This window comes from Amycolatopsis sp. GA6-003 (assembly GCF_046267895.1).
In the GTDB taxonomy this organism is placed as follows: Bacteria; Actinomycetota; Actinomycetes; order Mycobacteriales; family Pseudonocardiaceae; genus Amycolatopsis.
In genome coordinates, this window is sequence record NZ_CP176499.1 from 5,664,831 (window position 1) to 5,677,070 (window position 12,240).

Consider the following 12,240-nt stretch of genomic DNA (forward strand, 5'->3'; position numbering starts at 1 on the left):
GCTCACAAGGACGCGCGGAACCGCACCAAGGTTCCGGGGCGTGCTTGAGCGAGTGCTCCGAGTGACGCCCGTCTCACGACCGCGATGACCGGATAACCGCCCGTGGTCGGGTGATCGGCCAGGAAGACCAGCGGCAATCCGTTCGGCGGGACCTGGATCGCGCCGGTGAGCACGCCTTCGCTGGGCAATTCCGAAGTGGACACTCGACGTAGTGGCGGCCCGTCAAGGCGGACCCCCACTCGGTTGGATTCCGCGGTCACCGTCCACTGTGTGTTGAGCGTGCTCGCGGGGTCGGCGAACCAGTCGTCGCGCGGGCCGAGCACAACCGGCACGGTCAGCTGGGATGGCACGGGCGGGGCGGCGACCACGTCGGCACCGGACGGAACACCGGTGACCGGACCGAGGGGGACTCTCGTGCCAGCTTCCAATGGCGAGGGGCCGAGTCCGGATAGGACATCAGTCGACCGGCTCCCCAGAACCGGCGGCACGGCGATGCCGCCGGACACCGTCAGGTAGCAGCGCAGTCCGGAGGCGGGGCGGCCGATCGTCAGTTTTTGGCCTGGCCGCAACGGAATCGGCGTGTGCGAGCCGGTTTCGCGTCCGTCCACAGTCACCGCGACCGGCGGTCCGGTCACCGCGGCGGTGCACGAAACCGCCGCCCGGACGGTCAGTCCGCCCAGCACCGTTTCGATGCCGGCGGCGTCCTCGGGATTGCCGACCAGCCGGTTGCCGAGCCGTAGTGCGGCGACGTCGAGAGCACCCGACGGTGGGACGCCCAGATGTGCGTAACCGGGGCGGCCGAGATCTTGCACCAGAGCCAGCGATCCGGGCGAGACGATCTCCACAGCACGCATCAGACGCTCCGGAACCGGACGCGGAGCCCGGGCGTGAACAACGCCGGTTGCGCTGCGGACGGATCGAAAAGCGTCGCCTCGGTATGGCCGATCAACCGCCAGCCACCAGGTGATTCCCGCGGGTAGACGCCGGTGTACTCGTCCGCGATGGCCACCGACCCGGCGGGGACGCGGGTCCGGGGAGAAGTGAGCCGCGGCTGCCGCAGCTGAGCGGGAAGTCCGGCGAGGTAACCGAAACCGGGCGCGAAACCGGTGAACGCGACCGTGTAGACCGTGCTGGTGTGGAGGGTGACGACCTCGTCCACGCGGAGCCCGGCGTCCTCGGCGACCAGGGAGAGGTCCTCGCCGGAGTAGCGCACGTCCAAGACGACTTCGCGAGCGTCCCCGGCAGGCGGATGCTCCAAATCGGCCGAAGCCAGCAACGAGCGCGCGGCTTCCAGGGCGCTCGGGGAAGCGACCACCAGCAGAGTGCGGGCCCCGGGAACGATCTCGTCGACGCCGTCGAGCGCGGCTTGCGCGAGGGTCGCCCGGGCCGCGCTCATCTCCTCGAGCGAGGCGCAGTCGAGCAGGGCGGCGTCTTCGCCGTACCGCCGCCAGCGCACGGCGTCTCCCGGAGCCTCAGCCCACCACGCGGCGCAGCAGCGCGGAGGCGTGCGGCTGCAATTCCTGGCCGACCATCGCGCGTTCCTCGACGTACCCGAGGTCACCGTTCACCAGGCCGTACAGCCGCTGTGCGCCGGTGACCTCCTTGGCCGTCGCGGTGCGGATGACCGCGTCGGTGCCGAGTTCCCAGGCCGTCTGGCTGCGCGGTTTCCCGTAGTACAGCTCGACGATGCCGGAGCTGTGCGTGAGCAGCAGCTCGATGGTGTCGTCCTCCTGCGGGCGCCAGAACCCGGTTTCGCGGGCGGCCGGCCGCAGCACGCTGCCGTCCTCGTTCAGCAGCCACGAGCGCGCCTCGTGGAACAGGAACGGGCGGCCGTCGTGGGAGACGGTCAGCTGCTGGGCGAATTTGATCGGCCCGTCGATCGTCGGGTAGTCGATCTCGCCCTCGCCGCGCCAGACGCCGACGAGCGGCAGCAGCGCGAGGCACGCGTCGTTCAGGTTCGGGCCCTCGCGCAGGTTCGCCGTGTCGTTCGGGATCGGCAGGTCGTCCCACAACGGCAGGTTGCGGTCGCGCGTGCTTTCCGCCCGCTTCTCGGCCGCTGCGATGGCTTCGTCGCCGCTCGTCATGCTGCTCAGCGCTGGTCGGCGTACAGCCGGTAGACGACGTAGACCGCGAACCACACGGTGGCGATGCCCGCGATGATCAACAGGGTCGTAAACAAGGTCTCCACAGCGAGGACAATAGTCCGCCCCGGCTCATCTAGCGCTGCGCAGGGTCGCGGCGGTGAGGACGGTCACCGCCAGCAGCGCGGCTCCGGCCACCGTCATCGCGGTCTGCAGCCCGGTCGTGAGCGTGCTGCCATGATCGAGAAGCGCCCCGAGCGCGGCCACGCCGAGCGCCATTCCGACCTGCCGCGCAGCGTTGACCGTGCCCGCCGCGGTGCCCGTGCGCCGCACCGGAAGCCCGGCGAGACCGACGACGTTCGTCGGGGTGATGCTCAGGCCGAGCCCGACGCCGGACAGCGTCAACGGGACGCTGAGCAGCCAATCCGGGCTCGTGGGGTCGACCAGGAGGAAGGCGAAGCTGCCCGCCGCGGTGATGGTGAGACCGACCGGCAGCACGCGTTCCGCGGTGAACCGGCCGGCGAGCCGTCCGGAGAAGAACGCGAGAACGGCGTTGGCGACGACGTACGGCAGCATCTGCACGCCTGCCTTCGAGGCGGTGCTGCCCCAGGCCTGCTGCAGGTACACGGCGATCAGCACCGGCAACGGATAGCAGGCGAAGCCGATCACGAACGAGGTGAAGATCGAGGCGGCGAAGCGGAACTTGCCGAACAACCGGATCGGCAGCATCGGATGCGGGGCGCGCAGTTCCACCACGACGAACGCGATCAGCGCCAGCGCGCCGAGCGCGGCGGCCACGGCGTCGGACGCGATCACGGCGTAGGTGAAGGCCCCGATCCACAACGCTCCGAGCAGCTGGCCGGGCAAGTCCAGCGCGCCGTGCGCCGGGTCGGACGATTCGGTGAGCCCGCGGTGCCCGGCGAGCACCGCGCACACCCCGATGGGCAGGTTGATCAGGAAGATCGTCGGCCAGCCGAGCGCGTCGGTGATCGGTCCGCCGATGAGCGGGCCGACGACCAGCGCGCATCCGGCCACCCCGCCCCACGCCCCCAGCATCCGGGCCCGTTCCCGCGGCTCCGGATACGCGTGCGCCAGCAGCGCGAGGCCGCCCGGGATGACCGCGGCGGCCGCGATCCCTTGTCCCACGCGGGCGGCGATGAGCAGTCCGAGGGTCGGAGCGAGGCCGCACGCCAGCGAGGCGAGCGTGAACACGGCGAGCCCGCCGAGGTAGATCCGCTTGCGGCCGTACCGGTCGCCGAGCGTGCCGCCGGTGAGCATCAACGCGGCGAGCCCGACGGTGTACCCGTCCACAATCCATTGCAGGTCAGTGAATTCGGCGTGCAGGTCGCGCTGGACGGTCGGCAGCGCGACGCTCACCACGCTCGCGTCGAGCAACGCCATGAAGCTGCCGAGGAACACGGCGGCGGCCAGCAGCGGGCTCCGCGTAATGGTTTTCGTTTGCGACACGCCCGCGAGCTTGGCTCCTCAAGCCGTCTTGAGGTCAAGCATTCCCGCAGACGCGAGAAGGGCCCCTCGATATCCGAGGGGCCCTTCTGCGAGAAAACCTTGTCAGGCAACCGAGATGGCCAGCTGGTGCAAGCCCGGGCCCTCCGCGGTCACGGTGGCCTCGCCGTTGCCCGTGCGGTGCAGCGCGCGCACCGTCCAGGAACCCTCGGCCGCGTAGAACCGGAAATCGCCGTCCGCCGAGGACACGACCTCGCCGGCGAAGTCGCCGCCGCCGTCGAGCAGCCGGACGAACGCGCCGCCGACCGGTCCGTCGGCTCCGGTGACCTTGCCGGCCAGCACGACCTGGCCGTTCGTGTCGAAGTCCGCCGGGGTCGCGACCTGTGCCGGTGCGCTGCAGCCGTCTGCCATCACTTAGCTCCCAACTCGACCGGAACGCCGACCAGCGAACCGTATTCCGTCCACGAACCGTCGTAGTTCTTCACGTCCTGCTGGCCGAGCAGCTCGTGCAGGGCGAACCAGGCGATCGACGAACGCTCGCCGATGCGGCAGTACGCGATGGTCGGCTTGCTCTCGTCGTAGCCGGCTTCGGCGTAGAGGTCCTTGATCTCCTGCTCGGACTTGAAGGTGCCGTCCTCGTTGGCGACCTTCGCCCACGGCACGTTCAGCGCGCCCGGGATGTGGCCCGGCACCTGCGACTGCTCCTGCGGCAGGTGCGCCGGGGCGAGCAGCTTGCCGGAGTACTCGTCGGGCGAGCGCACGTCGATGTAATTCTTCGAGCCGATCGACTGGACGACCTCGTCGCGGAACGCGCGCAGCGACAGGTCCTGGTCCTTGGCTTTGTAGTTGGTCGGCTCGCGCTTGACCTCGTCGGAGCTCAGCTCGCGGCCGTCGAGCTCCCACTTCTTGCGGCCGCCGTCGAGCAGCTGCACGTTCTCGTGGCCGTAGAGCTTGAAGTACCAGTACGCGTACGCGGCGAACCAGTTGTTGTTGCCGCCGTAGAGGATCACGCGGTCGTCGTTCGAGATGCCCTTCTCCGACAGGAGCTTCTCGAAGCCCTCCTTGTTGACGAAGTCGCGGCGGACGCCGTCCTGGAGGTCCTTGCGCCAGTCGAGCTTCACCGCGCCGCGGATGTGCCCGTTGTCGTAAGCGGTCGTGTCCTCGTCGACCTCGGCGAACACCACGCCCGGGGTGTCCAGGTTTTCCTCGGCCCACTGGGTGGTGACCAGGACGTCTTCTCGGCTCATGGGAGGCTGGCTCTCTTTCTGGGTTGGGGTTTTACGAGGACGCCCGCGCGGGGCTGAAACGCTTGAGCAGCAGGTACACCTGGCACCCGAGGCAGTAGTTGAACGCCGCGTTGAGGAAGGCGGCGAAAAGCGCGAACGCGGTGGCGACGACGCCGAGCGGCGTCACGCCGGTCGCGAAGCCGATCGTGCCGACGAGCGCGAACACGAACCCGACCGCTTGGGCGAACCGCAGCGGGGCGGCGTCCTCGCGTTCGGTGGTCGGCCCGAGCCGCGGCGCGACCACGAGCCGGTACAGCACCGAGTACGGCGCGGGCTTGAGCCCGACGAACGCCCCGATCGCGAAGACCACGGTCTGCAGTGCGAGCAACGGCCACCACTGCGTGATCAGCACGACGGCGAGCACCACCGTGGTCACGATCGCGGCGAACCTGGGACCTCGCGGGTCTACGGCCGGTCCGGCGGACATGGGTTCCTCCTGCTCAGTGCGAGGGGAAGGGCGTGCGTCGACAGCACGCGGCGAAGACGGGGCGAACTGCGAGACGGCGCGAGACGTGCTTCAGCGCCGACCGGGAAAAGGCAGACACAAGCTGCTGCGCACGCGGCAGAAATCGACCGCGCGGCGCTGCGTCAGGAGGGTGATGGGCAGCTCGTCCACAGGGGGGAGGGTACCCAGGCTCGCTCGCTCCCGGAACCATGTTCATTCCTTGGGACGAGGTCCGGATCCTGAGAATCAACCACCGCGGACCGTGGTGTCCGGCGCGGCGGTCGAGCAGCGTGCGCGCGGTTCGGCGGGGCGGCGAGGAGGTGCCGGGTACGGATTCGGCGGGGCGGCGAGGGCCGGCGCGGCGAGGGGCAGCCGGAGCGGGGCCGCGCGCGTCAGCGCGATGCGGCGGCGAGGTGCGGGCGGAGCGCCTCGAGCAGCTCCGGGCCCTTGGGCACGCCGCCCACGCGCAGCAGTTCCCGGCCTTCCGGGTCCAGCGCGAGCGTGGTCGGCGTGCTGAGCACCGACAGCGCCTGCGCGACCTCGGGACGTTCGGTGACGTCCAGGTCGACGTGGTGCAGGCCGTCTGTCTTCTCCGCGAGCGACGACAGAATCGCCCGCGTGTGCCGGCACGGGGTGCAGAACGTGGTGGAGATCTGCACCAGGGTGACGGCGGATTCCGGATCAAGGGCCTCGGCGACCGGAGCGGGGAGGGCACGGGTCGCGGCGGCCGGTTTGGCCGCGCGGATCCGGCCGTTGCGCGCGCGCAGAACCAGGCCCGCGGCCGTCGCGACGACCAGCGTCGCCAGCAGCACCCACACTCCGGTCACCGGGATCAGCCTCCGTGGTTGGTGGACAGGTCGGCGAAGTTCACGTCCTGCGCTTCGCCCTTGATGGTCACCGAACCGCTGTCCACGCGGACCGCGGTCGGGGTGACCGACAGCGGCAGCCGGGTCGTCGAGATGGACGCCCGGAAGTTCGGCAACAGAGCTTTCTGCACGGCTTCCGGAACGATCGTGGTGCTCTGGTCATTCCCGAACTGCAACCGGTAAGGCACGATCGAGATCGTCTTCTCCTTGAGCTGGATCAGCGCGAAGCAGAAGATCTCGACCTTCTGCCCGGCCACCTGGACGTCGCCGGAGATCCGCACGCCCGCGCTGGTGCCGTCGGCCGGTTCGCCGTCGGCGTTGGTCGGCGTCGGGTCCGGCTGCTTGCCCTGCTCGGTGTCGCCGTATTTGACGTACGCCTGGGTCGACTGCTCGATCTTCAGGTTCTGGATCTTGTTCAGCGGCGAGACCCGGGCGAGGTCGGACGCCTTGATCGTCACCGCGCCGGTGAGCTTGCCGATCTTCACCGCCTTGGTGTTGCCGGACGTGAGGTCCGACAGCGGCGCGATGACGTCCTCGAGTTCGGCGCTCACGCGCAGGTCGCGAAGTTCGCTGCCGACCGGCACGCCGTCCGCGGAAACGGAGATGTGACTGTAGTCACCGGAGAGCGCCTGCACGGTGAACGGGAAACCGTGGATGGTGACCGACGGATCGTCGCTCAGCCCGAGCTGTGCGCGGGCCTTCTGCGAGATCGTGTGCTCGGCGAAGGCCGCCGCTCCGAAATCCGCACCGACCAGCAGGAGCACCAGCACTCCCAGCACGATGAGCCACCGCCGCACGCGCCTGCCGCGGCGGCCGCCGCCGGGGTTGCTGGCCGGTCGGTCGTCCCGCGTCACGGGCCTGCTCGCCATCGCCTCGGTTCTCCTGTTCGGGTGGATTTCGTCGTGGTGCGGGTCACGTCCGGACGGTTGGCCCAGGTGTGATCGATCCAGCACGCGCTAGGTGCCGGGGTGTTCACCCGCTATTCTCACTTAGCACCGACCGACGCCACGTTCGAGGCGACGAATCTGAAGGCGGTGCGGATCATGAGCTTGGACCTGCTGGTGCTGACGGGGGAACTCGACGCTACCTCCGTACTACCCGCGCTGGACCTGCTGCCGCACACCGTACGCGTACGCGAGCCGGAAGTGACGGCCCTGCTCGACGCGGGCCACCGCGACGTCATCCTGCTCGACGCGCGCAGCGATCTCGCGTCCGCGAAGAGCCTGTGCCGGTTGCTTAAGGGCGCGGAAGACGAATCGGGCACGCCGGTCATCGCTGTCGTCGGCGAAGGCGGCCTGGTCGCGGTCAACTCCGAATGGCGCACGGACGACATCCTGCTGCCGACCGCTGGTCCGGCGGAGGTCGACGCGCGGCTGCGGCTGGCCACCACTCGCGACGGCATCGGTCTGCAGGCGGACGCCGAGCTGCGCGTAGGCGACCTTGTCATCGACGAAGCGACGTACACGGCGAAGCTGCGCCGTCGCACGCTAGAGCTGACGTACAAGGAGTTCGAGCTCCTCAAGTACCTCGCCCAGCACGCCGGTCGCGTGTTCACTCGCGCGCAGCTGCTGCAGGAAGTGTGGGGTTACGACTTCTTCGGCGGTACGCGCACGGTCGACGTCCACGTACGGCGGCTTCGCGCGAAGCTCGGCCCGGAGCACGAGCAGATGATCGGCACGGTGCGCAACGTCGGCTACAAGTTCGAGCGGCCGGCGAAGGGCGCGAAGCCCGCTGTCGCCGCTCCGGCCGACGCTTCGGAGCTGACCTCCCACTGACGTTCGCCGGTAAGGTCGGTTTGTGGCTATCGACCTTGGCGACTGGACGACCGATCCCGACGACGCGGCGCGCGAAGTGCTGCTCGCAGTCAAAGCGGCTGACGGACGTCCCGAGGTCGACGCGACCGGGCCGCTGCCGCGCGAATTCGAGGGCGGGCTACACCTCCTCGCTCGCTTCGACGGCACGCCGGCCGGATACGTGCACCTTGACACCGAAGGCGATTCCCACGGCCACCAGGTCGCGGAGCTGTTCGTGCACCCGGATTTCCGGCGTCGCGGCGTCGGCACCGCACTCGCGCGGGCGGTAGTCGAGCGCGCCGACGCGGGACTCCGCGTGTGGGCGCACGGCGATCACCCTGGCGCGGCGGCGATCGCGGCGAAACTCGGCCTCGGCCGGCAGCGCGAGTTGCTGATCCTGCACGTCGACGTGTCCGATGCGGACTGGCCGGAACCGGTGCTGCACAACGGTTTCCGGCTGCGCACCTTCGTGCCGGGCCAGGACGAGGACGCGATGGTCGCGGTCAACGCGCGCGCGTTCGACTGGCATCCGGAACAGGGCGCGCTGACCGTCGCGGAGGTGCGCGCCGAAGAGCGGCAGGCCTGGTTCGACCCGGCCGGCTTCTTCCTCGCGGAGAACGAGAGCGGCGAGCTCGTCGGCTTCCACTGGACGAAGGTGCACGACCCGGTGCCCGGCCGGTTCGACGGCGACCCGGTCGGGGAGGTCTACGTGGTCGGCGTGGATCCGGCTACTCAGGGTAGTGGCCTGGGGAAGGCGCTGACCTTGGCCGGACTCCGCTACCTGCGCTCGCGAGGGCTACCGAGGGTGATCCTCTACGTCGAGGGCGACAACGCCGCGGCCTTGGCCGTGTACAACAAGCTGGGGTTCCAGCGTTTCGAGACCGACGTCCAGTACGGTGAGTGATCACGGTCGACGCGACCGGTGACCCGTGTTACTTTCCGCGTACTAGCAGGTCACGAGCAGGCCACGGCACCCGTTCGGGGTAGTAGTCCTGCTCACAAACGGTGACTTGTTCACCTTCCGTTCATCCAACCAAGGACGACCGTCCACCGAGGCTGCCTAGTGTCCGGTTCCGGTGCGGCTCACCCGCCCGCCGATCCCGACCGGATTCAAAAAGGCACATCTCCGAGTGGAGGAAATGCAGTGAAGATCATGCGGCCCCTGGGTGCCGTCGGCATCGTGGCGAGCGCCGCGCTCGTCCTCGCCGCTTGTGGCTCCGACCCTTCGGCGTCCAACAGCGGCGCGGGCTCGAACTCCGCCGCTCCCGCCGCCACCGGAACCGCCCAGGTCGACTGCGGGGGCAAGAGCCCGCTGTCCGCTGAGGGCTCGTCGGCCCAGAAGAACGCCATCGAGGTGTTCAACCAGGCCTACGCCAAGAAGTGCCCCGGCCAGAAGGTGAACTACAACGGCACCGGCTCCGGCGCGGGCGTCAAGCAGTTCAACGCCAACCAGGTCGACTTCGGCGGTTCGGACTCGCCGGTCAAGGACGCCGACCTCGAGGCCGCCACCAAGCGCTGCGGTTCGCCCGCGCTGAACATCCCGCTGGTCGTCGGCCCGATCGCGGTCGGCTACCACCTGTCCGGGGTGGACAAGCTGACGCTGACCCCGCAGGTCATCGCCAAGATCTTCAACGGCGGCATCAAGAACTGGAACGACCCGGCGATCAAGGCGGTCAAGGGCAACGAGAACCTGAACCTGCCGGACAAGCCGATCCAGGTCGTCTCCCGCTCCGAGGAGTCGGGCACCACCGACAACTTCCAGAAGTACCTCGGCGCGGCCGCCAAGGACGTCTGGACCCAGGGCGCGGGCAAGAAGTTCAACGGCGGCGTCGGCAACGGTGCGCAGGGCTCGAACGGGGTCGCGAGCACCGTCAAGGGCGCGGACGGCTCGATCACCTACGTGGAGAGCGCGTTCGCCAAGGACGGCGTCACCCCGGCCCTGATCGACAGCGGCTCCGGCGGCGTCGAGCTGAACGCGCAGAACGTGGCGAAGTCCCTGGACGCCGCCAAGTTCTTCCACCCGGGCACCAACGACCTGGCGATGGACCTCAACGGCATCTACTCCAGCAACGTGCCGGGCGCCTACCCGCTGCTGCTGACCACGTACGAGATCGTGTGCTCGAAGTACTCGAACCCGGACGTCGCGAAGGCCGTCAAGGCGTTCCTGACGGTGTCGGCCACCGACGGCCAGCAGCCGCTGTCGGCCAAGGGCTACGTGCCGATCCCGCAGAGCCTGCAGGACAAGGTGCTGAAGGCCGTCAAGGAAATTTCCTGAAACAACGGCTAGCTGGTACGAAGGCTGACTAGAGACTGTCGATGAGCGACCAATCCTCGACGCGAACGCCCACCGGCGACCCCGGTGGGCGTTCGTCGTCCGCCCGAGCGTTCCCGGAGGATCCGATTTCGGACAAGCCACCCGCGCCGGCGCCGGAAGCGCCGCCCGCGCGGAAGAAGCCGACGAAGGTGCGAGCCGGTGACCGCATCTTCCAGAACCTGACCACCGGGGCCGGGATCTTCGTCGTCGCCCTGATCGCCCTGATCGGGATTTTCCTGGTCGTCCAGGCGATTCCGGCGCTGAAGGCGGACAAGGTCAACTTCCTGTTCAACCACGGGTGGTCGACGAACGACCCGGCCAACATGGCCTTCGGGATCGCCGACCTCGCCGAGGTCACCGTGGCGACCTCGCTGGTGGCGCTGATCATCGCGATGCCGATCTCGCTGGGCATCGCGCTGTTTCTCACCCAGTACGCGCCGCCGAAACTGGCCCGGCCGTTCGCCTACATCGTGGATCTGCTCGCCGCGGTGCCGTCGATCATTTTCGGCCTGTGGGGCATTCTCGTGTTCGCGCCCGCGATCGAGCCGTTTTCCGAGTGGGTCAACCGCACCTTCTCGTGGATTCCGATTTTCGCGCCGGGCAACATCGCGCCGAACGTGCGCGGCACCATTTTCACCGCCGGAATCGTGCTGGCGGTGATGATCCTGCCGATCATCACGTCCCTCACCCGCGAGGTTTTCGAGCGCACGCCCACCGCGCAGGTCGAGGGCGCGCTCGCGCTCGGAGCCACGCGCTGGGAGGTCATTCGCACCACGGTGCTTCCGTTCGGCAAGGCCGGTTTCGTCGGCGCGTCGATGCTCGGCCTCGGCCGCGCACTCGGTGAAACCATTGCCCTGGCGGTGATCCTGCTGATCCCGCAGGGCCGCAACTTCGACTGGAGCCTCTTCGACGGCGGCGCGACGTTCGCCTCGAAAATCGCCCAGAACTACAGCGAGTTCAACAACCCGACCTCGGCCGGCGCGTACATCGCGGCCGGCCTGGTGTTGTTCGTGCTGACGTTCCTGGTCAACTTCGCCGCGCGCTCGATCGTCGGCAAGAAGGGGGAGTGAGGCGTGTCGACCACCCTCGAACGGCCCGCGACGACACCGGCTTTCCAACAGGTGAGCGCGGCCCGCAAGGTCAAGAACGGCGTGGCCACCGTGCTGGTGTGGCTGTCGTTCCTGATCGCCGTGATCCCGCTGGTGTGGGTGCTGTACACGGTGATCGCCAACGGGATCAAGCGGATCCCGTACAGCAACTGGTGGGGCCAGGACTTCGGTTCGGTGCTCGGCGACGAGGTCGGCGGCGGCGTGCTGCACGCAGTCATCGGCACCCTGCTGCAGGGTCTCGTGTGCGCGGTCATCTCGGTGCCGATCGGCCTGCTGGTCGCGATCTACCTCGTCGAATACGGCCGCGGCAAGCTGGCCAGGGCCACCACGTTCATGGTGGACATCCTCTCCGGTGTTCCGTCCATTGTGGCCGCTCTGTTCATTTACGCGCTGTGGGTCACCACGCTCGGCCTGCCGCGCAGCGGGTTCGCGGTGTCGCTGGCCTTGGTGCTGCTGATGATTCCGGTGGTCGTCCGCTCGGCGGAGGAAATGCTGCGGATCGTGCCGGACGACCTGCGCGAGGCCTCCTACGCGCTGGGCGTCCCGAAGTGGAAGACGATCATGAAGATCGTGCTTCCGACGGCGCTGTCGGGCATTCTCGGCGGCATCATGATGGCGCTCGCCCGCGTGATGGGCGAAACCGCGCCGCTGCTGGTGCTCGTCGGGTACACGTCCTACGTCAACTGGAACATCTTCAGCGGGGAGCAGGCGTCGCTGCCGTTGGTGATGAACAACGAACGCGCCACCAACTCGATGGACCCGGGCAGCGTCGGCTTCGACCGGATCTGGGGAGCCGCGCTCACCCTGGTGCTCATCATCGCCGTGATCAACCTGCTCGCCACGGTCCTTTCCCGCATCGTCGCCCCGAAGAAGAAGTGAGTC

Annotated in this window: 14 protein-coding genes; 5 read left to right on the forward strand and 9 right to left on the reverse strand. The window is 68.7% G+C overall.

Annotated features, from left to right (window positions below):
- Positions 1 to 2: 2 nt before the first annotated feature.
- The 9 genes from F9C12_RS25585 to F9C12_RS25625 form a co-directional block, all read right to left on the reverse strand.
- Entirely contained in the window at positions 3 to 854 is an 852-nt protein-coding gene (locus tag F9C12_RS25585; protein WP_409462079.1) for a biotin-dependent carboxyltransferase family protein, read from the reverse strand.
- Complete coding sequence (locus F9C12_RS25590; protein ID WP_409462080.1) at positions 854 to 1,456, reverse strand: 5-oxoprolinase subunit B family protein; 603 nt, start codon at positions 1,454 to 1,456, stop codon at positions 854 to 856. Before F9C12_RS25590 ends, F9C12_RS25585 begins: the two co-directional genes overlap by 1 nt.
- A 16-nt stretch (positions 1,457 to 1,472) precedes the next feature.
- Positions 1,473 to 2,084 carry an FABP family protein gene (locus F9C12_RS25595; protein WP_409184367.1) on the reverse strand — a complete coding sequence of 204 codons (612 nt, stop codon included), beginning with the start codon at positions 2,082 to 2,084 and terminating at the stop codon, positions 1,473 to 1,475.
- 129 nt (positions 2,085 to 2,213) lie between these two features.
- A complete protein-coding gene (locus F9C12_RS25600) occupies positions 2,214 to 3,548 on the reverse strand; it encodes an MFS transporter (protein WP_409462081.1) in 1,335 nt (444 codons plus the stop codon).
- Between the two features lie 102 nt (positions 3,549 to 3,650).
- Positions 3,651 to 3,956 (reverse strand): DUF1416 domain-containing protein, encoded by a 306-nt coding sequence (locus tag F9C12_RS25605; RefSeq protein WP_409184369.1) that lies wholly within the window; start codon positions 3,954 to 3,956, stop codon positions 3,651 to 3,653.
- The gene (locus F9C12_RS25610; protein ID WP_409184370.1) at positions 3,956 to 4,792 is read right to left on the reverse strand and encodes a sulfurtransferase; all 837 of its coding nucleotides are present in this window, start codon (positions 4,790 to 4,792) and stop codon (positions 3,956 to 3,958) included. Before F9C12_RS25610 ends, F9C12_RS25605 begins: the two co-directional genes overlap by 1 nt.
- A gap of 31 nt (positions 4,793 to 4,823) precedes the next feature.
- Complete coding sequence (locus F9C12_RS25615; RefSeq protein WP_409184371.1) at positions 4,824 to 5,258, reverse strand: DUF4395 domain-containing protein; 435 nt, start codon at positions 5,256 to 5,258, stop codon at positions 4,824 to 4,826.
- Between the two features lie 410 nt (positions 5,259 to 5,668).
- Positions 5,669 to 6,103 carry a TlpA family protein disulfide reductase gene (locus F9C12_RS25620; RefSeq protein ID WP_409462082.1) on the reverse strand — a complete coding sequence of 145 codons (435 nt, stop codon included), beginning with the start codon at positions 6,101 to 6,103 and terminating at the stop codon, positions 5,669 to 5,671.
- A 5-nt stretch (positions 6,104 to 6,108) separates the two neighbouring features.
- Positions 6,109 to 7,011, reverse strand: a complete 903-nt coding sequence (locus F9C12_RS25625; RefSeq protein WP_409184373.1) for a DUF2993 domain-containing protein — start codon at positions 7,009 to 7,011, stop codon at positions 6,109 to 6,111.
- Positions 7,012 to 7,185: 174 nt separating this feature from the next.
- Between F9C12_RS25625 and F9C12_RS25630 the strand changes: the two genes are divergently transcribed.
- The 5 genes from F9C12_RS25630 (at position 7,186) to pstA (ending at position 12,237) form a co-directional block, all read left to right on the forward strand.
- Positions 7,186 to 7,917: a winged-helix domain-containing protein gene (locus F9C12_RS25630; RefSeq protein ID WP_409186850.1), complete on the forward strand. Its 732-nt coding sequence runs from the start codon at positions 7,186 to 7,188 to the stop codon at positions 7,915 to 7,917.
- 22 nt (positions 7,918 to 7,939) lie between these two features.
- Entirely contained in the window at positions 7,940 to 8,839 is a 900-nt protein-coding gene (gene mshD / locus F9C12_RS25635; RefSeq protein ID WP_409462083.1) for a mycothiol synthase, read from the forward strand.
- A gap of 240 nt (positions 8,840 to 9,079) precedes the next feature.
- The gene (pstS, locus tag F9C12_RS25640; RefSeq protein WP_409462084.1) at positions 9,080 to 10,210 is read left to right on the forward strand and encodes a phosphate ABC transporter substrate-binding protein PstS; all 1,131 of its coding nucleotides are present in this window, start codon (positions 9,080 to 9,082) and stop codon (positions 10,208 to 10,210) included.
- 188 nt (positions 10,211 to 10,398) lie between these two features.
- A complete protein-coding gene (gene pstC, locus F9C12_RS25645; protein WP_409186851.1) occupies positions 10,399 to 11,319 on the forward strand; it encodes a phosphate ABC transporter permease subunit PstC in 921 nt (306 codons plus the stop codon).
- A gap of 3 nt (positions 11,320 to 11,322) precedes the next feature.
- A complete protein-coding gene (pstA, locus tag F9C12_RS25650) occupies positions 11,323 to 12,237 on the forward strand; it encodes a phosphate ABC transporter permease PstA (RefSeq protein ID WP_409184376.1) in 915 nt (304 codons plus the stop codon).
- Positions 12,238 to 12,240 lie beyond the last annotated feature (3 nt).